Origin of the sequence: Nitrospirillum guanabarense, from assembly GCF_034653355.1 — a bacterium.
GTDB lineage: Bacteria > Pseudomonadota > Alphaproteobacteria > Azospirillales > Azospirillaceae > Nitrospirillum.
Window position 1 is genome coordinate 1,376,366 of the sequence record NZ_JAYEER010000004.1, and the last position, 26,201, is coordinate 1,402,566.

The following is a 26,201-nucleotide window of genomic DNA, read 5'->3' on the forward strand; positions in this document are numbered from 1 at the left end:
TCGGGAAAATCGCCATCCGGCCCTGACACAGAAAAGGTGCCGGGGATGGCCGGAGCGCCCGGACGATGGGGCACCCAAGAAACCGGCGCGTCCATCGCTGGACGCGCCGGCCTTACTCAACTCAACGAGGCTGACGGATCAGCGCGCCATCGAGGCCACTTCGGCCGCGAAATCGCTCTCTTCCTTCTCGATGCCGTCGCCCAGCACGAAGCGCACGAAGCCGGTCAGCTTCACCGGGGCGCCCACGTCCTTGGCGGCGTTCTCGACGACCTTGCGGATCTTGGTCTCCTGGTCGATCACGTAGACCTGCTCCAGCAGCACCACTTCCTCGTAGTACTTGCGCAGGCGGCCTTCCACCATCTTGGCGATGATGTCCTCGGCCTTGCCCGAGGCGCGGGCCTGGTCGGCCAGCACGTTGCGCTCACGGTCCAGGGCGGCGGTGTCGACGTCGGCGATGTCCAAGGCTTCCGGACGGGCGGCGGCGATGTGCATGGCGATCTGGCGGCCCAGCTCCTGCAGCTTGGCCTTGTCGCCGGTCGACTCCAGGGCCACCAGCACGCCGATCTTGCCCAGGCCGCCGGTCAGGGCGTTGTGGACGTAGGTGGCGACGACGCCGTCGGTGACCGACAGGCGGGCGGCGCGGCGCAGGTTCATGTTCTCGCCGATGGTGGCGACCAGATGGGTCAGCTCTTCAGCGACGGTGCGGCCGTTGCCGAAAGCCTGACCCTTCAGGGACTCGACGTCGGCATCGGCCAGGGCCAGCTTGGTCACGCCGGACACCAGGGCCTGGAACAGGTCGTTGCGGGCGACGAAGTCGGTCTCGGCGTTGATCTCGACGGCGGCGCCGACGGTGCCCTGGGAGGCGACACCGACCAGGCCCTCGGCGGCGACGCGGCCGGCCTTCTTGGCGGCGGCGGCCAGGCCCTTCTTGCGCAGCCAGTCGACGGCGCCCTCGATGTCGCCAGCGACCTCGTTCAGGGCCTTCTTGCAGTCCATCATGCCGGCGCCGGTCTTCTCGCGCAGCTCCTTAACGAGCGCAGCCGTAATCTCAGCCATCTTCGCCTCTCTCATCGCGTCAGGGCGGACGGACGTCCGCAGGGATTTTGGTCAAGGGAAACGGAGGGACGTCGCCGTCCGCATCCGGAAATTCGTGGGGTCGCCACCCCAGCGGGCGCCACCCATATGACAGCCGCCCCGAAGCGGGGCGGCGGTCGGGCGGGGATGGGGTGCTTTCAGGCCGTCCAGGAGCACCGGACAGCCCAGAGCCCCCCTGCCCCCGGACAGCAACGCGGCCGAACCGGCACCTCCTTCACGGAAGTCCCGGCCCGGCCGTTCGCTTAAGCCTTAGGCCTCGGCCGCGACTTCGGCTTCCTCGGCGGGGATCTCTTCCACCGGTGCCTCTTCCGAAGCGCCGACGTCGATGCCCGAGGCGGCCATCTCAGCGTGCAGGCCGTCCAGCACGGCGCCGGAGATCAGCTCGCAGTACAGCTCGATGGCGCGCAGGGCGTCGTCGTTGCCGGGGATGGGGAAGGTCACGCCGTCGGGGTTGCTGTTGCTGTCCAGCACGGCCACCACGGGGATGCCCAGCTTGTTGGCTTCCTGAACGGCCAGCGACTCCTTGTTGGTGTCGATGATGACCAGGATGTCCGGCAGGCCGCCCATCTCCTTGATGCCGCCCAGCGCCCGCTCCAGCTTGTCGCGGTCACGGGTGCGGTTCAGCAGTTCCTTCTTGGTCAGGCCGGCGATCTGGCCGCCCAACAGCTCATCCATCTCGCGCAGGCGCTTAATGGACTGGGAGATGGTCTTCCAGTTGGTCAGCATGCCGCCGAGCCAACGGTGGTTGACGTAGTACTGGCCGCAACGACCAGCAGCCTCGGCCACCTTCTCCTGGGCCTGGCGCTTGGTGCCGACGAACAGGACGCGGCCGCCGCCGGCAACCACGTCACGCACGGCCTGCATGGCGCGGTGCAGCATGGGCACCGACTGCTCCAGGTCGATGATGTGCACGCCGTTGCGCACGCCGAAGAGGTACGGGGCCATCTTCGGGTTCCAGCGACGGGTGTGGTGACCGAAATGCACGCCGGCTTCCAGCAGCTGGCGCATGGTGAAGGTAGGCATAGCCATGAAACGGAACCTTTCTCCGGTTTGGCCTCCGTGGGCAATGCCCCTTGGCCACCTGGCCTCAGGACACCGGAAGCGGACCGCCCAGATAATAAGGACGCCCCGCAAGCCCACGTGTGGGATTGACGATGGCCGGTGTGATACTCCGCCGCCCCGGCGATTTCAACCCCGAAGCGCGGGCGTCGGCTCTGCTTGAACGAAAAGGGTCCCCCGCGCCGCGCGCTTGGCAGCCGGCGGGGCCCGCGCCTATGGTGCGCCCCATGTTCGCCCCCACCGAAACGCCTTTGGCCGAGACCGTCAGCGCCCTGGCGCTGAGCTACGCCGACCTGGGCCTGGCGCCGCCCTCCTTCACCCCCATCGCCGCCGACGCCCTGCCCGACCGGGTGCGCCCGCGCCTGGACCATGTCGACGGCATGACGGCGGCCCTCGCCCGCCACGCGGGATGCGCGGTCAGCGTCAACGTCCAGGCCCGCACCCGGGACCAGGCCCCGGGCCTGGACCGTCTGCGCCGCCGGGTCATCCTGGCGGCCCAAGCCGACGGCAGGCCCTTGGCCCTGGGCCTGCTGAGTGTCGACCTGTTGGCCCTGCCCCCGTCCGTGGCGGCGGAGGCGCTGGCGGAGAAGACGCCCTTCGGCACGCTGCTGGCCAATGCCGGCCTGCCCTTCCTCAGCCGCCCCCAGCTGTTCTTCCAGTTGGCCGCCGACGCCACGCTGGCCCGTTTCCTGGGTGGGACGGAGGGGGCGCCGCTCTACGGCCGCCTGGCCCACCTGGCCCTCACCCTGCCCGGCGTCGAACGCCCCGCTGAACGCCCTGCGGCCCGGGTGGTGGAGATCCTGCGGCCCTGATTACAGCAAGGCCGGCAGTTCCCGCCGCAGCAACCCCAGGACCACCCTTACCCTGGCCCCGCCTCCAGCTGGCGCCGGGCTATTACGACTGACGCAAAAAACCGGCGATCAGGCCGGCGATGGCCGCCGGCGCGTCCTCCAGGCAGTAATGGCCGACGCCGGGCAGGCGGTGGATGGGCGCGCTGGGAAACAACTCGCTGAACAGCGGCAGGAAATGGTCGGCCTGAAGTGTGCCGTCGCCTCTCCCCAGATGGCCAGCGCCGGCCGGGCGCGGATGGCGCGGACGGCCGCCGCGTCCGGCACCTCGAAACGGTGCATGCCGGTGGCGAAGCCTTTGGCCCAGCCGATGGCGCCCAGGCAATCCGCCGGCCTGGCAAAGGGCGCGCCATAGGCCGCCAGCCAGGCATCGGTGATGATGCTGTGGTCCTCGAAGCCGTTGAGTTTCAGCGTGCTGAGGATGGTGTAGCCCAACTGGCCCAGCACCGTTTCCAGACTGCCGTCCGCCTGCGCCTTGAGTATCCACTGGAACCAGGGCGCCGTCGCGGCATTGGCCAGCAGCCGGTCAACCTGGTCGGCCTGGCCGAAGGACACGGGGCCGTTGGTCGAGATCACCCGCTTGATGCGATCCGGATGGCGGGCGGCCAGTCCCATGCCCATCGGCCCGCCGAAGTCATGCAGCACCAGGGTGATGTCGCGCAGATCCAGTGCCAGGACGAAGCGCTCCAGGTTGTCGATATGGTCCTGCAGCCAATAGCTGCGATCCGGCGGCGTGGCGCTTTTGCCGAAGCCCATATGGTCGGGCACCACCACGCGATACGTGGGGCTCAATGCCCTGATCAGGTGGCGGAACAGGTAGCCCCAGGTGGGTTCCCCATGCAGGCACAGCACCACCTCGCCCTTCCCCTCATCCACATAGTGCATGGGAAAGCCGGGGGCGTCGGTGACATGGGGGGTGAAGGGAAAGGTGCCGTCGAAGGTGGCGTCGGCGGGGATCATCGTGGTCTCCAAATTGGTTTCAAATTAAAACCAATCGAGACGTACCGCTTGAGGTTTTAATTTGCAACCGTTATATCCAGGCCGTCATCGGCATGAGGGGGAGACCGCCATGGTCAAGCGCACCAGCCACCAGGACTCGCTGTGCGGCGTCGCCCGGCCGCTGGACGCCATCGGCGACGGCTGGTCGCTGCTGATCATCCGCGACGCCTTCGACGGCCTGCGCCGCTTCGGGGAATTCCAGAAGAATTTGGGCTTGGCCAAGAACATCCTGGCCGCCCGCCTGCGCACCCTGCTAGCCCACGGCATCCTGCAGGCGGTGCCCGCATCCGATGGCGGTGCCCACCAGGACTATGTGCTGACGGCCAAGGGGCGCGGCCTCTTCCCCGTGCTGGTAGCCCTGCGCCAATGGGGCGAGGACCATTTCTTCAGGGCCGATGAGCCGCATGTGCGCCTGCTGGACAAGCGCACCGGACTACCCTTGCGCCGCATGGCCCCACTGGCCCAGGACGGCACCCCGCTGGCACCGGAAGACACCGTGGTGCGCTTTCCGGTGGAAAATCCTTAAACCCTGCATCGCTTCTGCAAAAAAGCCCGCTTAAGCTGGCGGCAACGATGAGGCGATGGGGTGGTTATGGCGACGGACGGCACAATGGCGGCGAGCGCACAGGCGGCGAGCGCGTCCCAAACGTTTTCCTCACCCGCCTGATGGTGGCCCTAATCCAGGCGGTGGGGCTTTACCTGCTGGCGGAGGCGGCGACCAAACCGGCGACCTGGCCCGCGACCGTGCCCGACCTGTTCACGCCCCTGGTCATGGTCGTGTCCCTGGTCCCCCTGCTGATCCTGCTGGGGGTGGGCCAGATCGCCCGGCGGCCGCTGGCGCTTTGGATCCTGGTCGCGACCGTGATCGTCGCCGGCCTCGGCTATCATGCCGCGGCGCGCTTGCAAAGTTCCCTGCCCGCGACAGGTATGTCCCAACTGCTCGGAAGCCACTTCGATTTGATGTACGTGGCCGGCGGTCTGTTTATCGCCCATACCTTGGTGGTGGACGCCATCATCGAGCGGCGTTGGCGCCCCAGCTATCCGCGCCATTTTGACACCGCCTGGAAGCAAGGGGTGCAGGCCGCCCTGACCGTGGTGTTCGTGGCTGTGTTCTGGGGAGTGCTTTATCTCGGCGCCGGCCTGTTCAATCTGCTGAAGATCACCTTCTTCGAGCGGCTGATCCAACACGACTGGTTCGCCATCCCCGCCACCACCCTGGCCATCGCCGGCGCCGTGCACATCACCGATGTGCAGCCCGCCCTGATCCGGGGTGCGCGCGCCCTGGCGCTCACCCTATTCTCCTGGTTGCTGCCGCTGCTGGTGATCATCGTCGTGGGTTTCCTTGGCAGCCTGCCCTTCCTGTCCCTGCAACCGTTATGGCAGACCCATTTCGCCACCCGTCTGCTCATCATGGCGGCGATACTGCTGATCTTCCTGATCAACTGCTGCTACCAGGATGGTGCGATGGAGCGCACCACCATCGCCGCCAAGCGCTGGGCCGGCACCGTGGGAGCGCTCGCGCTGCTGCCCCTGGTGGCGCTGGCCGCCTGGGGGCTGGGCTTGCGGGTCGGACAATACGGCTGGAGCGTGCAGCGCGTGGTGGCGGCGGCCTTCATCCTGGTCCTGGCCGTCTACACCGCCGGCTACGTCCTCGCCGTGGTGCGCGCGCCCAATCCACGCGGAGCCCAGTGGCTGCGTTTGCTGGAGATCACCAACCATGTCTCCGCCCATTTGGTATTGATCCTGCTGCTGGCCCTGCTGACGCCTGTCGCCGATCCCGCCCGGCTGATGGTGGCCGACCAGATGGCCCGCCTGCGGGCAGGCATCCTGCCCCCTGAGAAACTGGATCTGGTCGCCTTACGCTACGATGGTGCCCGTTGGGGCCAGGCGGCGGTGGAATCCTTGCGCACCGCGACCGACAGCCGCTGGAGCGCGGACCAACAGGCGACCTTGCATGCCAACGCTACCACCGTGCTGAGCAAGCAAAACCGCTACCAAACGCAGGCACCCCTACAGCAACCACGATCACCGGCCGACCTGATACGCACCCTGAAGGTCTATCCAGCGGGACGGCCCCTGCCCCCGGGATTCGTGGATGCTTACTTGGCAAGCGATCGCGCACGAAATGGCAATGGATGCACCCCCGCCGATAAAGAGCCCTGCAACGCTTTCCTGATCACGCTGCGGCCGGATCTGCCGGAAGCGATCATCATGCAGGACAGCAACTTCAGCGGCGTGCTGTATCAGCAGGATGAAGCCGGCGCTTGGCATCTCACCGGCCATCTCGACCTCGGCTCTTGGCCCGGCTGCGCGGCCGTGCGCGACGCCCTGCAGAAAGGCCAGATTACCACGACGCCGCACGCCTGGCCGGACCTCATCGCCGGCGGCGTCCGGCTGACCATCATGCCACCGAACGACCATTGCCCGGGGGAGCGGCCATAAAGGCCGAGCCCCTGGCCCCCCCGTCGCCGGCCCGCTTTTTGAATAAGGGACGGAAACCGAGGAGGCAACGCTGCGCAATATCGACTTCAGCTCCTGGCAGAACGTCATCGTCACCCTGCCGGGCCTGGCGCTGGTCACCCTGATCGGCGTGGGCATCCGGCTGGTGGGTTCGAATCCCACCCCATCCGCAACCTTCCATTTCCACGCCTCTCTATCCAGCCACCGTCGCGGAACATGCGGTGGCTCTCCAGGCCGTGGGCATTATATATCGGCGAGTTGCCCCTCATAACGCAGCGACCAATCCCGCAGCGCCGCGAACGTGGGCATGAGATCGACGCCGGCCTGGGACAGTTCATACTCCACGCGCGGCGGGACTTCGGCATGAGCATGGCGGATCACGATGCCATTTCGCTCAAGGTCGCGTAGCTGCTCGGTCAGCATGTGCTGCGTGATGCCCGGCAGCATGCGACGCAGTTCGCCAAACCGGCGTGGACCGATGATGAGACTGCACACGATCTCGATTTTCCACTTGCCGGTGATCGCCCGGATCGCGCGCTGGAAGCGCATGACGTCGATCGGCTCCGGCCCTGTGCATCCATCGCAGTCGTCCCCGTAGCTGCGTGGTCCAATAGTCTGTTTTTCCATACTAAGTCCTGAAATCCATCCTACTTGCCCTCCTGATGTTAGCACTCGAAATTCGTGTTCAGCGAAGCATCGGAAGGCAAGGCTAATAATATGGGCGTTGTATTGGTGACAGGTGGATCAGGATTTGTGGCAAGCCATGTGATTCTGAAACTCCTGAGCGATGGTCATGAGGTTCGTACGACGGTGCGCAGCGGCAGCCGGGAGCGGCTGGTGCGGGAGATGCTCCGAAACGGTGGGCAAGAGCCCGATGATCAGCTCCGGTTTTTCGAGGCTGATCTCACGCGGGACGAAGGATGGGCCACGGCGGTAGCCGATTGCGACTATGTGCTCCATGTCGCATCCCCTTTCCCGAGCGGAGTGCCAAAGGACGAAAACGAGCTGATCGTTCCCGCCCGGGACGGCACCTTGCGCGTCCTCCGCGCCGCACGCGACGCCGGTGTGCGCCGGGTCGTGATGACCTCGTCTTTCGCTGCGGTCGGCTACGGCAGACAGCATCGGGCGGGCGCATACACTGAAGAGGACTGGACCGAACCCGACGCGCCGAACCCACCCTACATCAAGTCCAAGGCCATTGCCGAACGCACCGCCTGGGACTTTATGGACCGTGAAGGCGGTGCGCTGGAACTCAGCGTCATCAATCCGGTCGGCATCTTCGGCCCGGCCCTCGGCCGCGACTATTCCTCGTCGATTGCGCTGATCAAAGCGATGCTGGATGGCGCTATGCCGGGTTTGCCCGACGTGTATTTCGGCGTGGTCGATGTGCGCGACGTGGCCGATCTGCACCTGCGCGCCATGACCCACCCGCAAGCCGCCGGGCAGCGCTTCATCGGCGTCGCCGGGCCATCGCTGGCGCTGGCGGATGTGGCCGATATCCTACGTGCGCGCCTTGGACCGGCGGCAAGCCGGGTGCCGACCCGAAAGCTCCCGAGTTGGAAGGTGCGATTACTCGCACCATTCAGCAAACAGGCGCGCGCGACGGTGCCCAACCTGGGCAAGCAGCGCCAGTCCAGCAATGCCAAGGCACGGCAGATGCTGGGTTGGTCGCCGCGCTCAAGCGAGGAAGCGATACTGGCTTCCGCACGGAGCCTGATCGATCTGCAGGAGGCGTCAAAATGAGCGACGCGATGCTTGCCCCGCTCGCGGAGAGTCCCGATGAACCTCGCTGGCACCGTGCCTAAGCGGGGATGCGGACGGCATCCCGATAGGCCTTGGGCGAGTTGCCCGTCACGCGCTTGAAGGCGGTGCTGAACGCGCTCTCGGAGGTGTAGCCCAGTGATTGGCCGATGACCGCCACGGGGGTGGCGCCCTCCCGCAAGGCCCGTTCGGCGAGACGCATGCGCCATTCCGTCAGGTAGGTCAGCGGCGCCACGCCCGCGACTGCCTTGAAATGGAAGGCGAACGTCGTTCGCGACATGGCGCACGCCTTGGCGAGATCATCCAGATGCCAGGCGCGGCAGGGATCGTCATGCATCAGCCGCAGGGCCGGCGCGATGCGCGGGTCGCCCAGCGCCCGCAGCCACCCGGCCGGCATCGAACCGGCCGTCTGGAGATGGGCCCGCAGGATCTGGATGAACAGCAACTGGGCCAGTTGCGCCGACACCAGCTGCGTGCCCGGCAAATCGGCGGCCCGCCGCTCTTCAACCAGCTGGTCCAGCAGCCAGCGGAAAGCCGTCGCCTGCGGTGACGCCGCCGGCACGTGGATCCACGGCGGCAGGACATCCGCCAGCAACCGGCCACTGGCCGGGTCAAGCAGGACGTGGCCACCGATATGGGCGAAATCGCCGCCGTCGCCCAATACCCACATCGGCCCGCCGGCGCCGGAAAACAGGCGCATGGCGTCGACAGGCGCAAGGTCCGGGTCGCTGGCCAGCACGAAGGACCGCTTCGCCGACAGGAGGCCCACGTCCCCGGTTTCAAAATGAATCGGCGCCGCCTCGCCCTCAATGCGGACCCAGCACCGGCCCTTCACGATAGCGAAGAATTTAACCTTGTCGGGTGCCGGAAAGCGGATGGCCCATGAGCCACCCGCCGTGAACCCCCCGGTCACCAGCAATTCCGCCTTCGTGAATTTCAGGATGTCGGAGAAGGGGTCGGCACTCATTTCCGTACTATCGCGAAAGCAATGCGGACTTTCAAGCATTCACAGTCCGGGAACCCCACCTTACTTTCAGGACACTTCATCAAATGGCCTGCACTCGGGGAATCGATATGAACGATCAATTGGTCCTTGTGACCGGCGGAACGGGTTTCATCGCGCAGCATTGCATCCTGGCGCTGCTGAATGCCGGATATCGCGTGCGAACCACCGTCCGGTCGCTGTCACGGGAAGCCGAGGTGCGCGCCAACCTCAAAACCGGGGGGGCTGAGCCGGGGGACCGCCTCTCCTTCGTCACCGCCGATCTCACCGCCGACCAGGGCTGGGCGCAGGCCGCCGCCGGCTGCACCTACGTCCTGCATGGCGCCTCACCGACACCGACGGGTGAGCAGGTCAGCGAGCAGGATTGGATCAAGCCGGCGGTCGAGGGCAATCTGCGGGTCCTGCGCGCCGCGCGGGACGCCGGGGTCAGGCGGGTGGTGCTGACCTCCGCCTTTGGCGCGATCTGCGCCGGTCATCCACGGATGACCAGGCCGTTCAACGAGACGGACTGGAGCGACCTGACGGGTACCGTCTGGCCGTACCAGAAATCGAAGACCCTGGCCGAACGGGCGGCCTGGGATTTCATCGCGCGGGAGGGGGGCGGCCTGGAACTGTCTGCCGTGAATCCGACCGCCGTCCTCGGCCCCGTGCTGGGCGCCGATTATTCCCACTCCATCGGCCTGATCCGGAACATGATGAACGGGCAGCCCGGATGCCCGAAGCTCAATTGCGGGGTCGTCGACGTGCGGGATGTGGCGGACCTGCACCTGCGCGCCATGACCCATGCCGCCGCCAACGGCGAGCGCTTCCTGGCGATATCCGGTGAAAGCCTGTGGATGATCGATATCGCCAGGGTGCTGCGGCGGCGCCTGGGGACCGCCGCCGTCAAGGTGCCGACACGGGTGCTGCCCAACTGGCTGGTCCGCCTGATCAGCCTGAAAAATCCGGTCATGAAGGGCGCGGTCACCCTGCTGGGCGTCAACCTGAACGCCACCAGTGAAAAGGCGATACGATTGTTGGGCTGGACGCCCCGCCCCGCTGAGGAAGCCATCGTCGCGACCGCCGAAAGCCTGATCCGGCTGGGCCTGCTTCCCGGATCGAAACAGGCGGCGTAGGGGTGGAAGCGGGCCGCCCCACCCCCGCGCCCTACCCGCGTCAGTGACCGGACAGTTCCAGCCGCTCCAGGTCGCTGGTCAGGCTGGGCCCGGCGGGGCGCCAGCCCAGCACCTCGCGCGTCCAGGCGCTGGAGGCCGGCATGTCGAGGCCGGCGAACATGGCCAGCCAGCCGAAATGGGCTGGCGCCTCCTCCCCGGGGATGGATTTGACGGGCAGGCCCAGCCGGCGGCCGATGGCCGACACGATGTCGCGTATCGCCACGCCCTCCTCCGCCACCGCGTGGTACTTCGCGTTGGGCTCGGCCCGCTCCACCACCAGCCGGTACAACCGCGCGACGTCCAGCACATGGGCGGACGGCCAACGGTTCAGGCCCTCACCGACATACACGCATTCCCCCTTCTGCCGGAACATGCCGATCAAGGGGGTGATCAGACCTTGGGTGACCGGGTCGTGCACCTGTGGCAGGCGCACCACCGACACGTTGATCCCCTCCGCCGCCAGGGCGGCGGCCGCTTCCTCCGACGCGGCGCGGGGGTGGACGTTCGAGCCGACGATGGCGTTGCCCTCCTTCGCCGGCTCGCCCGGCACGGTGTTGGCGATGGGGGTGCCGGAGGTGATGACCAGGGGATGGTCGGTGCCGGCCAGGGCCGAGCCCAGGGCCCGGATCACCCGGCGGTCATCCTCGCAGTTGGCCACGAAGCGGGAGAAGTCGTGGTTGAAGGCCAGATGGATGACGCCGTCGCATTGGGCGGCCCCCCGGATGAGACTGTCCTCATCCTCCAGTGATCCCCGATGGACCTCGGCGCCGGCCGCAGCCAGGGCGGCGGCCTTCTCCTCCGAACGGCAAAGGCCCAGCACCTGATGGCCGGCCGCGATCAAGTCCTTCACCACGGCCGAACCGATGTTGCCGGTAGCACCCGTCACGAAAACACGCATGATCTGATATCCCTGTTTCAAGCGGCGAAGTACGCCGGGTGGTCGAGGTCGGCCAGCAGGCCGGGCTGTGTCGGGGCCCAGCCCAGCAGCGCCCGGGTCGCGGTGCTGGAAGCGGGGCAATCGACGGCGGCGAAGCGGGCGAACCAGCCGAAATGCTCCGCCGCCGCCGCCTCCGTGTGCGAGACGACGGGCACGCCCAGGCGCCGGCCGATGATTTCGGCGATCGCCTTGAACGCCACCCCTTCATCCGCCACGGCGTGGAAGGGGCCGCCCTCGGCCCCCCGCTCCAGCGCCAGGCGGAAGACGCGGGCCGCATCGACGCGATGCACGGCCGGCCAACGGTTCAGGCCCTCGCCCACGTAGGGGGAGACGCCCTTTTCGCGCGCCAGCTGGATCAGGCGCGGAACGAAGCCATGATCGCCGTGGCCGTGGACCGAAGGGGCCAGCCGTACGGCCGTCACCCGCACGCCGCTGGCCCTCAGCGCCGCCGCGGCCGCCTCCGGATTGCGGGGGAAGGCCTCGGACTCCGGCCGGGTTGGGGTCTGCTCCGTGGCCAGGGTCCCCGGCGCCAGCAGGGCGACACCCGAGGTGACGACCAGTGGCCGGTCGCTGCCCACCAGCACCTCGCCGATGGCGGCGATGGCGCGCCGCTCATCCGCGCCATTCTGCGCGAAGTTGGTGAAGTCGTGGTTGAAGGCCAGGTGGATGACGCCGTCGGCCTGTTCGGCGCCGCGCTTCAGGCTTTCCAGGTCTTGCAGGCTGCCATGATGAACTTCGGCGCCGGCCGCGGCCAAGGCGGCCTCCTTGTCGGGCGCGCGGCATAGGCCCAGCACCTGGTGCCCCGCCGCAATCAGGTCGGCCACCACGGCGGCGCCGACCCATCCCGTGGCACCTGTCACGAATACACGCATCTGCGTCGTCTCCAAGTTTCGCTGAAGACAACTCTCGACGCCCGCTCTATCCTGGTAAAGTAGTGACCTTATCATAGTAAAATGGCTAACAGGATGAGCGAGCCACTGACCGCCGACAGTCCGGGTGACAACAAGCTGGGTGACTACCTGCGCGACCGGCGCACCAAGCTGGACCCCGCCGCCCTGGGCTTCCCGGCAGAGCGACGGCGCACCGCCGGCCTGCGGCGGGAGGAAGTGGCCCAGCGCGCCAACATCAGCCCCACCTGGTATACTTGGCTCGAGCAAGGCCGGGGCGGCGCCCCTTCCGCCGATGTGCTGGACCGCATCGCCCGCGCCCTGATGCTGACGGAGGCGGAGCGGGAGCATCTGTTCCTGCTGGGCCTGGGCCGCCCGCCCGAGGTGCGTTATCGCCGAAACGACAGCGTAACGCCCCGCCTGCAACGCGTGCTGAACGCGCTGGACCCCAGCCCCGCCCTGATCCGCACGGCCACCTGGGATGTGGTGGCCTGGAACCGGGCGGCCACCGTCATGCTGACGGATTACGGCGCGCTGCCGCCGGAGCGGCGCAACATCCTGCGCATCCTTTTCCTGGACCCGCGCGCCCGCGCCGTGCAGTACGACTGGGAAAGCGTGGCGCGTTTCGTCCTGGGCGCCTTCCGTATCGACGCCGCACGGGCGGGCGCCGCCGCCGAGGTGGAGCCGCTGGTGGAGGAACTGTGCCGCCTCAGCCCCGAGTTCGCCACCCTGTGGCGCGAGAATGGGGTTGTCAGCGCGCCGCATGAGGCGGTGAAGCACATCCGCCATCCCGTCATCGGCCCCCTCGCCTTCGAATACACGGCCTTTGCGGTGGATGGCCGGACGGACCTCACCATGACGGTCTACAACCCCGCCACGGCGGAGGACGCCCAGCGCATCCAATCGCTGATGCGGTCGTGATCACGCCGTCTCGGCCGTCCGCGCCCCGCGGAGGTTGAACGATAGGACGACCCCCACGCCCGCCGCGGCCGCCCCCACCAGGAAAACGCCGCCATAGCCAGCCCGGTCCGCCAAGAACCCGACCAGGGGGCCCGTCAGCCCGTAGGCCAGATCCTGGAAGGCGGTGAAGCCGCCCAGGGCCGTGCCGCGCAGGTGGGGCGGCACCAGGTGCGCCACCTCCCGCCCCATCGAGGGGAAGATCATGGAGCAACCCAGGCCGGTCATGAAAGCGCCGGCCAGGGCCAGGGCGGGGCCGTGCGCCCCCCACACCAGGATCTGGCCCGCCGCCTCGACGGCCAGCGAGCCGGTGGCCACCAGCAGGCCGCCGACGCGGTCGGGCAGATGGCCGAACAGCACGCGCATCAGGACGAAACCGCCACCGAAGGCCGTGAGGCCCAGGCCGGCATGGTCCCACATCCGGCTTAGGAAATAGAGGGCGAAGAAGGCGCCGATGGCGGCGAAGCCGATGCCCTGCAGGCAGACGATCAGCCCGTGCGGCCAGATGCGGCCCATGACGCTGAGGAAGGACGGCCGGACGGCGTGCGGATGCGGGGCGACGCCGGCCATGGGCTGGATCGCCACCAGCCCCAGACAGGGCAATGCAGCGCTGACCGCCATGGCGCCGGCGAAACCGGCACGGTCCAGCAGCGCCAGGCCGACAGGCCCACCCACGGCCAGCGCACCGTAGATGGCAGCACCGACAAGGGACAGGACCTTGCCCGTGCGCTGGGGACCGGCGATGCCGATCCCCCAGGCGACGACGCCAACCCCGGCGAAACTTTCCCCCAGGCCCAGCAGCACACGGCCGGCCAACAGGATCAGGAAGGCCGCCACCGGCCTGTGCTGCAGCAGGCCCGCGCCCAGGGACACCAGGCCGCCAGCCGCATAAAGGAGCAGGCCGCGCGCCACGGCCGCCTTGGCGCCCCGCCGGTCGGACAGGCCGCCCGCCGGCCCCCGGCTGAGGATGGCGGTGAGGAAGGTCATGCCGGTGCCGAGGCCGGCCCAGACATTGTCCAGGCCCAACGGCCCGGTGACATAGACGGGCACGGCCGGCAAGGGAATGGCGACACAGAGGTAGGAGAGGAATAGGACAGCGATCAGCAGCAGCAAGCGGCCCTGCGACGGGTCACGCGATGAAATGGATACCATGGGAATGCTCCGGGCTTTTGCCCCGGCCGGCGGCGCGTGCAAGGCAACGCACGCGCCCGCCCGGTCGGGGCGGTCGGTGCGTTGGTTGACGTTGAACGCTTACGGCCGCCTTGGGAGCGGCATCGGAATGGGCACGTCGCCGTGCCGTGGAGAAAATACGACGACTTCGTCACATTCCCTAGTCGCATTGGCGGCGCGCCCTAAACCTCCCCAGACAACCTGTTGTTTCCACTATTGAAAATGCTTCCACCGCACGGCTTCCCGATGCCCTGCCACACCTGTTACGCGGCTGGTGTTCAGCTTTTCGGAACGGACCCCTGAGCTTCTGCCTCAGGGGAGGCCCTACCCAAGCATCATCACGACGGTCCCTCATCAAAAATATCAAAAAATCTTCATATGTCATTATTATACAACGATATTTTTCATTCTTCTCATTCAATTCCTGAAGCACCCAAGGCCACCCGTCGACTGATGCCGATGGCTTCCAGGAAAGCGGGATCGTGGCTGACAACCAGCAGGGCGCCGTCATAGGCGCGCAAGCCCGCCTCCACCACCTCGATGGCGTCGATGTCCAGGTGGTTGGTGGGCTCGTCCAGAATCAACAAGGGTGGCGGCACCTCGCCCCCGAGCACGCAGGCGAGACCGGCACGCATCAACTCGCCGCCACTAAGGCTGGCCACCCCTTGCAAGGCGGCGTCAGCCCGGAAACGGAACCGAGCCAGGGCGGCACGGCAGATGTTCTCGGTGGCGCCGGGGTTCAGGCGGCGGAAGTTTTCCAGGATGGACGTGGCCGGATCCAGCACGCTGACCCGCTGATCCAGCAGGGCCAGGTCGGTATGGAGGCGCACGCCGCCGGACCACGGCGCCAGACGGCCGGTCAGCACCGCCAGCAGGGTGCTCTTGCCCGAGCCGTTAGGGCCCTCGACGGCCACCCGCTCCGGTCCCGTCACCGACAGGGACAAGCCATCCAGGACGGGGCGCCCCTCCGCATAGCCCGCCGTCACCTCCTCCAACGCCAGCACCACCTTCTGGGCCGGCAAGCGGGTGGAAGCCAGGGTGATGGACAGGGGCTGCAGCACCTCGATGCGGGCGCGGGCGGCGGCCGCGGCGTTCGCCGCCTGCCCGCCCCGGGCATCGGCCAGGCGGGCGCCGGCCCCGGCGCTGCGCTCGGCGTTGTCCTGCCGTTGCCCCAGCAAGATGCGCGGCATGTCGCCCTTGTCCGCCTTGCGCCGGCCGGCGCCATCGCGCCGCGCCTGGCGCTCCACCGCCTCCTGCGCCCGCCGGGCGGCATCGGCCACGCGCTTTTCCGCCTCGTCCAGGTCGTGCCGCGCCGCCGCCAGTTCCTGGGCCTTCAAGGCGCGATAGCGGCTCCAGCCCCCGCCGTAGCTTGTGGCGCCCAGGGAGGTCAGCTCGACGATAACGTCCATGCCCTCCAGCAGGGCGCGGTCATGGCTGACGACGATGGCGCCGGCCCTCCACCCGGCCAGCAACGCCGCCACGACGGCGCGGCCCTCGGCATCCAGGTTGTTGGTGGGCTCATCCAGCAGCAGGAAGTCCGGTTCGGCGAAGACCAGGGCGGCCAGCGCCACCCGCGTCCGCTGGCCGCCCGACAAGGTCGCCAGCGGCGTCTCGGGCGTCACGTCCAGGGCCAGGCGGGCCAACGCCGCCGCCAGCCGGGTCTCCAGGGTCCAGTCGGCCTCCGCCAACTCCTCCACGGTCGCGATACCCTGCTCCGCCCGCCGCAGCAGCGCCAGGCCGTCGGCCACGCCGAACAGGTCGGCCACCGCCTCATCGGCGCGCAGGTGCGCGCCTTGCCGCAACAGACCCAGCGTGCCCGACACGGTGACGGTACCACCCTGCGGCGGTGCCGCCCCGGCGATCAGCGCCAGTAATGTGGATTTGCCCACGCCATTACGCCCGACAATGCCGGTGCGCTGCGGCCCGAAACTGAGGGAAAGGCGGGAAAAAGCGGGCGCCCGTCAGGCGTGGCCCAGTTGAGATCGGCAAGCGTGATGGTGGCAGGCATGATGGATATCCCCGAAGACGGAACAAAGGCTCGTCGTGTTCGGGCGGAAATCCATGAAGCACCATCCAGCTGGTTTGCACTGGCCGCGAGTATGGGGATGTTGACGCGCCCATACAAGGTGCCAGGCCGTGCGATGCCACACCGGGCCTTGTGATATCCCCGAGATGGGATTATACGTCCCGCTCCAGGCCCTTTCGCCTGTCCGATCAGGAGTAAATGGATTGCTGGCCCACATGCCCTTCACAGGCGCGGCCGGCGGCATCCGCTCCCTTCCGTAAGGTCGCCTCGCATCTGAGGCGGCGATGCGGTGGGGCCTTGGATGCGCCGCCCGCAGCCCGAACCAAACGGATGGACCGTGACGCGCGTGTCGCCTTTGCGCCGACGCGCGCAGATCGCACGAGCGGACTTTGATGAACGAATGGACGATGGTCCGGAGCATGGCGCTCCGGATCGGCGTGGTGGGCGATGAACGCCTTCGCCGCGCCCTGGACGGTTGGGCTGATGCCCATGCCGAATGGCTCAACCTGGGTGACATGCGCGACTGGGCTTCAGCCCTGGCGGCGCTGGACGGCGCGCGGGACCCTGAATCCCAATCGCATGCCTTGGCCATCGTGGGCGTGCTGGCGTCAACCCTGGCGCTGGACACTTTCGATACCGCCCTGCTGCGCCTGCTGGTGGCGGTGGATCGCCTATCGCACGCCGCCGCTTTGGCCGAGGTGTGGAGCGAGCATGGCCGCGACTTGCCCGCCCTGCTGGGCGAAGCGGCTGGCGCGGCCTCCGCTGATGCCGACCGCGCCGTGCGCCGCAGCGCCGCGCTACGGCTGGGCCTCGCCAGCTTTCGCGCCAATCGCCGGGGCGTGATCGAGGTCCAACTGCGCTGGTCTCTGGAAAAGCTGCTGGATCGCGCCACCGCCGATCGCGCCTCCGTGATCGCGACCCTGATCGGCCCGCATCAGGAGGCGCGGCTGGCGCTGGCCGATTTCGCCCACGTCGCCGATACCGCCTTCCTGGTGCGCTTGCTGATGGGGGCCTGCCGTGACCGGGCGGCGGGCGTCAACATTCTGATCCATGGGCCGCCTGGTACCGGCAAAAGCGAACTGGCGCGTACCCTCGCCCAGGCGGCGGGCGTGGCCCTGTATGGCGTGGGCGAAGCCGACGACGACGGCGATGAGCCCAACCGTTGGGAACGCGTCTGCGCGCTGCAATTGGCACAGCGCATCATCGCCCCGGCGGGCGCCGTCGCGCTGTTGTTTGACGAGATGGAGGATCTGATCGGCGACGCCAGGCCATCGGACGGGGATTGGATGGCGGGGCGCCAGGGCAGCAAGGTCTTCATCAATCGCCTGCTGGAAACCAACGAAGTACCAGTGATCTGGACGACCAACGCGCTGGGCAACGTCGACGCGGCGATCTTGCGACGCATGAGCTTCGTCCTCAAACTCGACCTGCCCACCCCCAATGCGGCACGGCGAATGCTGAAGCGGATCGCCATGGAGGAAGGGGTCACCGCATCCTCAAGGCTGGAAGCCCTGTTGGACATGGCGCCCGAGACCGCCACCATTCTGCGCGTGGCGGCACGGGCGACGCGGTTGGCCGGCGAGGTCGAAGACGCCATTCGCCCCGCCACCGCGTTGGTGCGCGCCTTGCGGGGCGGCGAGGTGCCGGCGGCGGATGCGGAGCAGGTGGATCTCGATCTGTTCGAAAGCACCGTGCCGCTCTCGCCACTATTGGCGCGGCTGGGGGAAAATGCGGGCAACGGGGGTGAGGATCTGGATGTGTCGCTGCTGCTGACAGGGCCGCCGGGCACGGGCAAGACCGCGTTGGCGCATCATTTGGCCCGCGCGCTCGACCGCCCCTTGGTGGTCAAGCGCGCCTCCGATCTGCTGTCGCGCTGGGTGGGCGGTACCGAAGCGGCCATCGCCAGAGCCTTCGGCGAAGCGCGCGAGCGTGGCCATGTGCTGCTGTTCGATGAGGTGGATTCGCTGCTGTTCGATCGCGGCAGCGCGACCAATAGCTGGGAGGCGGGCCAGGTCAATGAAATGCTGACCTGGCTGGACCGTCATCCCCTGCCGGTGATCGCCGCCACCAACCACGCCCATCGGCTGGACACCGCCGCGCTGCGCCGCTTCGTGTTTAAGATCGACCTGGCGCCGCTGGGGCCGTCGCGCGCGGCCATGGCCTTCCAACGTTTCTTCGGCATGCCGTCCCCCGCCGGCATCGCGGAGCTGGGGCATCTCACGCCGGGTGATTTCGCGGCGGTGAGGCGGCAACTCCGCCACCACCCCGCCCGCGACGCCGACGACCTGCTTCAACGCCTGTCGAGCGAGGGCGCCTGGCGCCCCGCGCGGGCGAAAATGGGGTTTTGAAGGGACGTTGGCGGATGGGGTGGGATTCGAACCCACGGTGAGTTGCCCCACGGCGGTTTTCAAGACCGCTGCCTTAAACCACTCGGCCACCCATCCGTCTTCTTCGCCAATGGCTTATCGGACATCCCCCAGCCGAAGCGAGAGATTTTCCCATCCGATTCCCACCGGCGGCCCGGGGCCTGGGGGCACCGGAAGGCCCATCGTCTAGCATTCCCTCGCGGCCCGCGTCCACACGGTTGCGCGGCGTATCGGCATTATTCCTCGCCGGTGGTCCGCCATACCCGCACCAGGTTGCAGCACTCCTGCGCCAGCTGGGCGCGCCGCATTGGTTCGGCTGACAGCGCCGATGGGAACAGGTGCGCCACGGCCGGCGTGACATCCACGTCCAGAGCCAGGACCACCCGCTGCCCCGGCGTGGGGTTCTCGACCTGGTGGGGTAGGGAGAAGTCGCCCGCCCAGCCTTGCCCGGGGGGATAGGCCACCGCCTCGTGCCCGATCCAGGTGACGGCGGCCGGCGGCACGGCGATGGGAATGAGGATGCGCGCCTCCTCCAGGTGGAGGGCCTGGCCATCGTAATGCCATTTTAGAATCTCCCCCGGTCCCTGCCGCAGCAGGTGGCAGGCCCGCACCCGCCAGTCCACGCGCGCCAGCAGCGCGGCGACGGACGGCATCATGGCCAATCCGGGCATCACCACCGGCGCGGCATCCAGGCACCGGTCCAGCAGCGGCACGGACGTCCAACCGTTGGTGCCGCCGAAACTGCCGCGCGCCTCGGCCGGCAAATCCCGGTCCAAGGTGGCGAAGTCCGCCTGAAGCGCGGCCACGTCCATCGCCATGTTCAATGGACCGTGCAGTGCCAGCCCGCTGTCGCGCGTCAATTCCTGCCAAGGATGCAAGCCCGCCCCCGTCCCTTACGCCCGTGCGCCACGTTCCTGTTTAGCGGGTAAGCCGCCCGCCCGCCATGAGACAGGTCATCCGCCGGCACACCCCCGCGCCAGGCGATTTCCCCCTCGCGCCCCACACCGGGGCCGGGTACAAGCGGATCAGGCAGTTGCATACAATATCGGGAGCGAGACATGTCGGATATCAGCCGCCGCGCGTTGCTGGCGGGCGCCTCGGCCGTGGCCACCAGCCTGGCCCTGCCCTTCCCCGTCTGGGCCGCGGAGGCCACCCCTGCACCGGGCGACCCGGCGGCGGAAAAGCTGCTGGCCGGCATCGCCGAGCGGCTGCTGGCGGAATATCCGGAAAACGCCACGGCCCTCGGCATCGACAAGGACGCGCGCGCGGCGCTGCACGGCCGCTTGACCGACCGCTCCGCCGCTGCCGACCGCGCCCGCGCCGCCTGGGCGGGCGAGACGCTGAAGACCTTGCGGGCGGTCGACCGCGCCACCCTGTCCGCCCCCCAGGCCCTGAACGTGGACGTGACCGAGGAGGCCTTCCGCACCGCCATCGAGGGCTGGCGCTTCCCCTTCGGCGATGTGGGCACGCTGTCCGGCCAGAACAGCTTCCGCAACACCCCCTACTCGGTGACGCCCCTGGGCGGCGCCTATGTCGACATCCCCACCTTCCTCGACACCCAGCACGCGGTGGAGACCGCCGCCGACGCCGACGCCTATCTGGCCCGGGTGGAGGCCTATGCCGGCGAGTTGGCGGCCGAGGCCGAGCGCCTGGACCATGACCGCGGCGTGGGCATGGTGGCGCCGGACTTCGTGCTGGACATCATGCTGGGCCAGATGGTGCCGGCGCGGGCCGAACCCGTCGCCCAATGGGGCTTGGTGGAGTCGCTGCGCCAGCGCGCCGCCAAGGCCAGGCTGCCGGAACGCTACGCCAAGGAGGTGGAGGCGCTGTGCGCCGCCAAGGTGGCGCCGGCCCTGGACAAGCAGATCGCCGCGTTGAAGGCCCAGCGCGCCATGGCGGTGGCGGAGCCCGGGGTGTGGCAGCGGCCGCAGGGGGAGGAGTACTACGCCTGGGCGCTGAAGGCCGGCACCACCACCACCCGCACGGCGGAGGAGATGCACGCCCAGGGGCGGGAGCAGATCGCCCAGATCCAGGCGGAGATGGACACCCTGCTGAAGGCCCAGGGCCTGAGCCAAGGCACGGTGGGGGAGCGCATGACCGCGCTGAGCAAACGCCCGGACCTGCTGTTCGCCAACGACGATTCCGGCCGGGCCAAGCTGCTGGAATACCTGAACGGCCGCATCGCCGACATCCGCACCCGCCTGCCCCGCGCCTTCGCCACCCTGGTGCAGGGCAAGCTGGTCATCCGCCGCGTGCCGCCCGCCATCCAGGACGGTGCCCCCAACGGCTACGCCTCGGCCGGCAGCATCGACGGCAGCGTGCCCGGCTATTACTACATCAACCTCAAGGACACGGGCATCTGGCCACGCTATTCCCTGCCCACGCTGTGCTATCACGAGGGTATTCCCGGTCACATCTGGCAGGGCGAGTACGCCAACCAACTGCCCCTGATCCGCACCCACCTGGCCTTCAACGCCTATTCCGAGGGCTGGGCGCTATACGCCGAGCAGCTGGGCAACGAACTGGGCGCCTATGACGGCGACCCGCTGGGCAAGTTGGGCTTCCTGCAGTCCATCGGCTTCCGTGCCTGCCGCCTGGTGGTGGACACCGGCATCCACGCCAAGCGCTGGGGCTTCCAGCAGGCGCTGGACTGGTTCCACGCCAACACCGGCATGCCGGTGGCCCAGTTGCGCAGCGAGCTGAACCGCTACTGCGCCATGCCGGGCCAGGCCTGCGGCTACAAGATGGGCCACAACCAGATCAACATGCTGCGCAAGAAGGCCGAGGGCGCCCTGGGCCAGCGCTTCGACCTCAAGCGTTTCGACGACGCCCTGGTGCTGTCGGGCAACGTGCCCCTGACCCTGCTGGAACGCATCATCGACCAGCACATCGCGGCGATGAAAGGCTGAGGCTGGACGGGCGGCGGCTGGAGAAACCTGGCCGCCGTCCCAGCTAGGCACGCCATTGGCTCAAGTCACACGCACATGACCAAAGAACGAGCCGTGGGTGATTGAAAAAGTGATCCGAATAAGGGCTTCCTAGTCAGATTTATTGACGTCACGCACAAGATACAGATCCATGCAAATCTGAAAATAGTATCCAAGTATGGCCATGCGCGATCTGGCCGCCGTCTCATAATCCCCCGCTATTTCGACGTCATCCATCTCCATGACATGAGAGAGCATATCGTTCATGCTCATTTCCCTTGGATCGCACGTCCCTAGCGCACCTAACGCCCTCAACAGATCCTGATTGGCCCGACGATAGTCTTGGTGCCCGAACGACATTCTAGCCCAACTCCAGTACTGCATGATCCGCTTAAACTGGGCCGGATCTATCGTGGGAATGGTGGGATCATCTCCCCGATGTGCGTCCCCGTCAGCGCTGCAGCTTGGCCCACCGCCACCTGCCGACGCGCCGCCCGTTGGCTGGCAGATAAGGGGCAGGGCCATGATAGCAGACCACAAGGCTGCTTTAGCGGACTTCCGGATAGATGCGGCGCAAGACGCCATGATCACCCTCATAATAAGCAAGACCATAGTTTTTGGCAGCCTCAACATTCGCTATCCTATTGGCTGTATCACTAGGATATCCAAGCTCATTCATCAAATATTTTACTCTGTCATCTTGATATTTTATCACATTTTCATAACTATCAGATCGGCGCGTCTGTTTTGTTTTTAGGAACATGAACTGTTTGTCGCCACTTTGAACAAGGGAGAAATTGATCGGGTTGTCGAGAAGAACCTGCGTATCGCCGCCGCTGAATGATACCCCCACCCTTCCATCGTCATACGGGTGGGTATGGGTTGTTCCGAGAAGGCTGTAATGTGTCGGGTCCTTGACCTGAAGGTCTGGCCTGAAATCCCGACAAGTGACACCCTTCCCGTCCTTGTTCTGAAATTCCAGTGCTCCATCTTGCCGGGCCACCACAGTGGCGCCGTGCTCCCTGACCTTTTCGCCTGTTTCTAAACACCGCGGCGCATTTGGCTGTGACAGAGGCGCCAAGCTTTCCTGCCAAAGCGAATTGTTCGCCTGCTCAATGTCATCGGCGAATCTGAACACCGGCGGGGCGTGATACGGGTTCGCTGGAATGGCGAAATCGGACGCGGTCGAAACAGGCGGAAGCGCCTGTGCTTTGGGAATGTCCGCGTCCCTCTTCTTCGGCTTGGTTGCCGCTTCCCGCCCGCTCGACGCGGCTGGCTTTGCCTCGACCGGCCCACCCGCCTCCCGCTCCCCACCCTCGCCGTCCGCCCAGCGCCCATGCCAGTCGCGGGGTTGGTCGGGGCTGTACTTCGCCAGATTGTCATTGGCCCGGGCAAGGCGAACGGCGGCATCCCAGTCCAGTTCCGGCAGGCGCAAGTGCACCGCACGGATCATGGCCTGAACCAGGTCGCCCCGGTTCAGCGCGTCGGCGATCTTAACCAAACTGGGCAGCACGGCGGCGTGCGGCCCGATGCCGGCATAGGCACGCTTCAGGAGAACCGACACCTCCGCCACCGGGCGGGCCTGGAAGCCGCCGGCGCCCTTGGCCAGCAGGGGCACACCGGCCAGGGCGAGACCTTCCGCCGTGCAACTGACGCCCAGGCCACCCGGGCCGTTGCTCAGGCGGTACCGACGTTGCCAACCATCCATGCTCGCTCTCCCGGTTGATGGAAAAGCATCGTATGTTCCTATTTTGTTCATGTCAACCAGTGCGCGAGCGGACCGGAGAAAAACCGCCCGTCACGCCGCCGGTGGCAGCGCCATCTCCGCAGCCGCTTTGGCACGGATGGCATCGGACATCTCGGTCAGGAAGCGGCGGTCGCGCGCCTTCCTTTCCAGGATGACGAACTCCAGGGCGCCCAGGGACGGCAGGCGGGGATCGGGCGCACAGGCCTGCACGCCGGCCGGCAGCAAGCGGCTGGAATGGGCCATCATGCCCACCCCCATGGACGTGGCCGCCGCCAGGCCGTTCAGGTCGCCGCTGGTGCAGGCGATGCGCCAGGGCACGGCCGCCCGCTCCAGCGCCGTCAGGGCCATGAAACGGGTGATGCTGGGCGGTGGGTACAGCACCAGTTGCGCCTCGTCATGGCGAAACACCGGCTCCGCCGTGGCCGAGGCCCACACCACCTGGTCGCGGAACACCAGTTCCCCCGGTCGCCGTCCGGCCAGCGCTTGCACAGCACCATGTCCAGGGCGCCGTCGTCGAACATCTCCGTCAGCGTGCGGCTGAGGGCGATGGTGAAGTCCAAATCCACCTCGGGATGGCCGGCCATGAAGCAGCGGATGATGTCGCGCACCCAGCCCATGGCCAGATCCTCGCAGGCGCCGAAACGGAACAGCTGGCGCTTGGTCGACTGGGTGAAATGGCGCTTCGCCCGCTCGTTCACCTCCAGGATGGAACGGGCGAATTCCAGCATGGCGCGGCCATGCTCGGTCAGGGCGTTGGAATGGGTGTCGCGCTGGAACAGGCGCTGGCCGGCGAACTGCTCCAACCGCTTCACATGCTCACTGACGCTGGATTGCGACAGGCCCAGCTGGCGCCCCGCCTCCGAAAAGCTCTTCACCTCGGTGATTGCGACAAATGTACGCAGGTGAAGGGGGTCCAGCATGGCGCCTCATCGGGATTTTCGATCACCGTTATCTAATCATCAGAATTCCGATTTACCGCTCCCAAGTCAATAGTGAGGTCGCGAATACAAATCATCGCCTGGCGAATACCGGGCGTATGGTAACGGGAGGATATTGATGTCTACGAACCGGCGCGGTTTTCTGGGCGCCGCGGCCTTGGGCGCCAGCGGCATGGTGACGTTCCGCAGCGTGGCGGAGGCGGCGGACAAGTTCATGGCCAAACCCGGCGACGGCGGCTTCGGCCGCAACGCCGTGCCCCTGCCCCCGGGCGACACCGTGGCCTACCACGACCCGCAGGACGTGGGCGCCATGCCCGACTTCAAGTTCTCGCTGGACGGCAACAAGCCCAAGGTGACGACGGGCGGCTGGGCCAAAGAGGCCACCGTCCACCAGTTCCCCATATCCAAGGGCATCGCCGGCGTGCACATGTTCCTGCAGCCCGGCGCCTCGCGCGAGTTGCACTGGCACGCCATCGCGGCGGAATGGGCCTTTGTCATCGAGGGCCGCTGCCAGACGGTGGTGATCGATCCCTCCGGCGCCAGCGAGATCAACAATTTCGAGCCGGGCGACCTGTGGTACTTCGCCAAGGGTCACGGCCATTCCATCCAGTGCATCGGCGATAAGCCCTGCCACTTCATTCTGTCCTTCGACAACGGCGCCTTTTCCGAGCACGGCACCTTTTCCATCACCGACTGGGTGGACGTGACGCCCAAGGAAATGCTGGCCCTGAATTTCGGTCTGCCCAAGGACGTGTTCGACGCCTTCCCCAAGGGCGAGACCTACATCCAGTCCGGCCCCATCGTGCACGCGGCCGATGCGTTGGAGGCCCCCTGGCCCAAGGAATCCACCCACAAGTTCCGCCTGCTGAAGGACCCCAAGGCGGCGCGCGACTTCGACGGCGGCACCTTCCGCCTGGCTACGGTGGATGAGTTCCCCGCCTCCCACACCATGTCGGGCGGCTACATGACCCTGAAGCCCGGCGGCATCCGCAAGCTGCACTGGAACGTCAACGCCAACGAATGGCACTACTACCTGCGCGGCCGGGCCCAGGTGGCCCTGTTCGGCTCCGGCGGGCGCGGCAAGGTGGCGGAGTTCGGCCCCGGCGACGTCGCCTACATCCCCATGGGCTTCGGCCACGCCATCCAGAACGTGGGCACCGAGGACGTGGAGATGATCCAGACCTGGGACAACGGCAAGTTCGAGGAGATCGACCTGGACAAATGGGTCCAGTCCAGCCCGCGCTACCTGCTGTCCAACAACTTCACCGGCGTGCCGGACAAGACGCTGGGCCGCATGAAGCAGACCTGAGGATCGCGAGCGTTACGGGACCATGTAAGGCGGTGCGGTTCCGATGGAGCCGCACCTTCTTCTTTGGAATAGATGGCAACAAACAAAAATCCCGCGTCTCAAGCGCATCCGACTTCCTCGGAGAATACAAACCAGCGGCCGAACGCTTTTATTGTCCAAGAATGCCCACTACAATTCCATGATCCAACGCTAATTATTGCGACATTCCACATAGGCATAATGACAAAATTCGCAAAAATAAGAGGATATGGCGAACATTTTCTTGGGTTATCTAGAAATTCCACAGCACACTGCACATATCCATTTTCTTTCATTTCACTATATCTGTGGATGATCAATTTTGGATAGTGCTTCTTGAAGTATTCATTCACCTGATCATTGGCATCCGTTTCATTTATTTCCAGGTAAAAATCACCTTCTCCGACGCCGTCGCCATCACCAAGATAACTCCAAAGGGCGCTCAAAGATGAGCGCTCAAGATCAATGGGATACACCATTGGGGAGAACCGCCACATAATAAACAAGCAGAGGAGCAGAGATAGAGACAGACCTGCCACG

At 66.8% G+C, this 26,201-nt stretch carries 23 protein-coding genes and 1 tRNA gene; 9 read left to right on the top strand and 15 right to left on the bottom strand.

What is annotated here, in order from left to right; genetic code table 11:
- Nucleotides 1-138 precede the first annotated feature (138 nt).
- Nucleotides 139-1,056 (bottom strand): translation elongation factor Ts, encoded by a 918-nt coding sequence (tsf, locus tag UAA55_RS24350; protein ID WP_040843522.1) that lies wholly within the window; start codon nucleotides 1,054-1,056, stop codon nucleotides 139-141.
- 288 nt (nucleotides 1,057-1,344) lie between these two features.
- On the bottom strand, nucleotides 1,345-2,124 hold the full coding sequence (rpsB, locus tag UAA55_RS24355) for a 30S ribosomal protein S2 (protein WP_322956022.1): 780 nt from the start codon (nucleotides 2,122-2,124) through the stop codon (nucleotides 1,345-1,347).
- Nucleotides 2,125-2,381: 257 nt separating this feature from the next.
- Between rpsB and UAA55_RS24360 the strand changes: the two genes are divergently transcribed.
- Entirely contained in the window at nucleotides 2,382-2,966 is a 585-nt protein-coding gene (locus tag UAA55_RS24360; protein ID WP_322956023.1) for a hypothetical protein, read from the top strand.
- 108 nt (nucleotides 2,967-3,074) lie between these two features.
- On the opposite strand, the gene UAA55_RS24365 is transcribed toward UAA55_RS24360, so the two are convergent.
- Nucleotides 3,075-3,962, bottom strand: a complete 888-nt coding sequence (locus tag UAA55_RS24365; RefSeq protein ID WP_322956025.1) for an alpha/beta fold hydrolase — start codon at nucleotides 3,960-3,962, stop codon at nucleotides 3,075-3,077.
- A 109-nt stretch (nucleotides 3,963-4,071) separates the two neighbouring features.
- Here UAA55_RS24365 and UAA55_RS24370 point away from each other — a divergent pair, with 109 nt between their 5' ends.
- Together UAA55_RS24370 and UAA55_RS24375 are read left to right on the top strand one after the other, a co-directional pair.
- Nucleotides 4,072-4,527 (top strand): winged helix-turn-helix transcriptional regulator, encoded by a 456-nt coding sequence (locus UAA55_RS24370; RefSeq protein WP_322956026.1) that lies wholly within the window; start codon nucleotides 4,072-4,074, stop codon nucleotides 4,525-4,527.
- A gap of 47 nt (nucleotides 4,528-4,574) precedes the next feature.
- A complete protein-coding gene (locus UAA55_RS24375) occupies nucleotides 4,575-6,443 on the top strand; it encodes a DUF4153 domain-containing protein (protein ID WP_322956027.1) in 1,869 nt (622 codons plus the stop codon).
- A gap of 261 nt (nucleotides 6,444-6,704) precedes the next feature.
- On the opposite strand, the gene UAA55_RS24380 is transcribed toward UAA55_RS24375, so the two are convergent.
- Nucleotides 6,705-7,088 (bottom strand): winged helix-turn-helix transcriptional regulator, encoded by a 384-nt coding sequence (locus UAA55_RS24380; RefSeq protein ID WP_322956028.1) that lies wholly within the window; start codon nucleotides 7,086-7,088, stop codon nucleotides 6,705-6,707.
- A 90-nt stretch (nucleotides 7,089-7,178) separates the two neighbouring features.
- On the opposite strand from UAA55_RS24380, the gene UAA55_RS24385 reads away from it, so the two are divergent.
- The gene (locus tag UAA55_RS24385; protein ID WP_322956029.1) at nucleotides 7,179-8,204 is read left to right on the top strand and encodes an SDR family oxidoreductase; all 1,026 of its coding nucleotides are present in this window, start codon (nucleotides 7,179-7,181) and stop codon (nucleotides 8,202-8,204) included.
- A 58-nt stretch (nucleotides 8,205-8,262) separates the two neighbouring features.
- On the opposite strand, the gene UAA55_RS24390 is transcribed toward UAA55_RS24385, so the two are convergent.
- The gene (locus tag UAA55_RS24390) at nucleotides 8,263-9,189 is read right to left on the bottom strand and encodes an AraC family transcriptional regulator (protein ID WP_322956030.1); all 927 of its coding nucleotides are present in this window, start codon (nucleotides 9,187-9,189) and stop codon (nucleotides 8,263-8,265) included.
- Between the two features lie 107 nt (nucleotides 9,190-9,296).
- Here UAA55_RS24390 and UAA55_RS24395 point away from each other — a divergent pair, with 107 nt between their 5' ends.
- A complete protein-coding gene (locus UAA55_RS24395) occupies nucleotides 9,297-10,340 on the top strand; it encodes an SDR family oxidoreductase (protein ID WP_322956031.1) in 1,044 nt (347 codons plus the stop codon).
- Between the two features lie 40 nt (nucleotides 10,341-10,380).
- Here the strand turns inward: UAA55_RS24395 and UAA55_RS24400 are convergent, their stop codons facing one another.
- Together UAA55_RS24400 and UAA55_RS24405 are read right to left on the bottom strand one after the other, a co-directional pair.
- Nucleotides 10,381-11,277 (bottom strand): SDR family oxidoreductase, encoded by an 897-nt coding sequence (locus UAA55_RS24400; protein WP_322956032.1) that lies wholly within the window; start codon nucleotides 11,275-11,277, stop codon nucleotides 10,381-10,383.
- A gap of 17 nt (nucleotides 11,278-11,294) precedes the next feature.
- The gene (locus UAA55_RS24405; protein ID WP_322956033.1) at nucleotides 11,295-12,188 is read right to left on the bottom strand and encodes an SDR family oxidoreductase; all 894 of its coding nucleotides are present in this window, start codon (nucleotides 12,186-12,188) and stop codon (nucleotides 11,295-11,297) included.
- Between the two features lie 93 nt (nucleotides 12,189-12,281).
- On the opposite strand from UAA55_RS24405, the gene UAA55_RS24410 reads away from it, so the two are divergent.
- Nucleotides 12,282-13,124: a helix-turn-helix transcriptional regulator gene (locus tag UAA55_RS24410; RefSeq protein ID WP_322956034.1), complete on the top strand. Its 843-nt coding sequence runs from the start codon at nucleotides 12,282-12,284 to the stop codon at nucleotides 13,122-13,124.
- On the opposite strand, the gene UAA55_RS24415 is transcribed toward UAA55_RS24410, so the two are convergent.
- Entirely contained in the window at nucleotides 13,125-14,312 is a 1,188-nt protein-coding gene (locus tag UAA55_RS24415; RefSeq protein ID WP_322956035.1) for an MFS transporter, read from the bottom strand.
- 431 nt (nucleotides 14,313-14,743) lie between these two features.
- Nucleotides 14,744-16,219, bottom strand: coding sequence for an ABC-F family ATP-binding cassette domain-containing protein (locus tag UAA55_RS24420; RefSeq protein WP_322956037.1), 1,476 nt, complete (start codon nucleotides 16,217-16,219; stop codon nucleotides 14,744-14,746).
- Nucleotides 16,220-16,775: 556 nt separating this feature from the next.
- Here UAA55_RS24420 and UAA55_RS24425 point away from each other — a divergent pair.
- A complete protein-coding gene (locus UAA55_RS24425) occupies nucleotides 16,776-18,704 on the top strand; it encodes an AAA family ATPase (protein ID WP_322956039.1) in 1,929 nt (642 codons plus the stop codon).
- 8 nt (nucleotides 18,705-18,712) lie between these two features.
- On the opposite strand, the gene UAA55_RS24430 is transcribed toward UAA55_RS24425, so the two are convergent.
- A tRNA-Ser gene (locus UAA55_RS24430) sits at nucleotides 18,713-18,800 on the bottom strand.
- 158 nt (nucleotides 18,801-18,958) lie between these two features.
- On the bottom strand, nucleotides 18,959-19,600 hold the full coding sequence (locus UAA55_RS24435) for an aspartyl/asparaginyl beta-hydroxylase domain-containing protein (RefSeq protein WP_322956041.1): 642 nt from the start codon (nucleotides 19,598-19,600) through the stop codon (nucleotides 18,959-18,961).
- A gap of 180 nt (nucleotides 19,601-19,780) precedes the next feature.
- Here UAA55_RS24435 and UAA55_RS24440 point away from each other — a divergent pair, with 180 nt between their 5' ends.
- Nucleotides 19,781-21,631, top strand: a complete 1,851-nt coding sequence (locus UAA55_RS24440) for a DUF885 domain-containing protein (protein ID WP_322956042.1) — start codon at nucleotides 19,781-19,783, stop codon at nucleotides 21,629-21,631.
- A 565-nt stretch (nucleotides 21,632-22,196) separates the two neighbouring features.
- Here UAA55_RS24440 and UAA55_RS24445 read toward each other — a convergent pair.
- The 3 genes from UAA55_RS24445 to UAA55_RS24455 all read right to left on the bottom strand — a co-directional run bounded on the left by UAA55_RS24445 (nucleotide 22,197) and on the right by UAA55_RS24455 (nucleotide 24,316).
- Nucleotides 22,197-23,357, bottom strand: a complete 1,161-nt coding sequence (locus UAA55_RS24445; RefSeq protein WP_322956043.1) for a hypothetical protein — start codon at nucleotides 23,355-23,357, stop codon at nucleotides 22,197-22,199.
- Nucleotides 23,358-23,447: 90 nt separating this feature from the next.
- Complete coding sequence (locus tag UAA55_RS24450; protein WP_322956044.1) at nucleotides 23,448-23,777, bottom strand: type 2 periplasmic-binding domain-containing protein; 330 nt, start codon at nucleotides 23,775-23,777, stop codon at nucleotides 23,448-23,450.
- Nucleotides 23,735-24,316, bottom strand: coding sequence for a LysR family transcriptional regulator (locus tag UAA55_RS24455; protein ID WP_322956045.1), 582 nt, complete (start codon nucleotides 24,314-24,316; stop codon nucleotides 23,735-23,737). Before UAA55_RS24455 ends, UAA55_RS24450 begins: the two co-directional genes overlap by 43 nt.
- A 136-nt stretch (nucleotides 24,317-24,452) precedes the next feature.
- On the opposite strand from UAA55_RS24455, the gene UAA55_RS24460 reads away from it, so the two are divergent.
- Nucleotides 24,453-25,643 (top strand): cupin domain-containing protein, encoded by a 1,191-nt coding sequence (locus tag UAA55_RS24460; protein ID WP_322956046.1) that lies wholly within the window; start codon nucleotides 24,453-24,455, stop codon nucleotides 25,641-25,643.
- A gap of 98 nt (nucleotides 25,644-25,741) precedes the next feature.
- Here the strand turns inward: UAA55_RS24460 and UAA55_RS24465 are convergent, their stop codons facing one another.
- Complete coding sequence (locus tag UAA55_RS24465) at nucleotides 25,742-26,140, bottom strand: hypothetical protein (RefSeq protein ID WP_322956047.1); 399 nt, start codon at nucleotides 26,138-26,140, stop codon at nucleotides 25,742-25,744.
- Nucleotides 26,141-26,201: the final 61 nt, after the last annotated feature.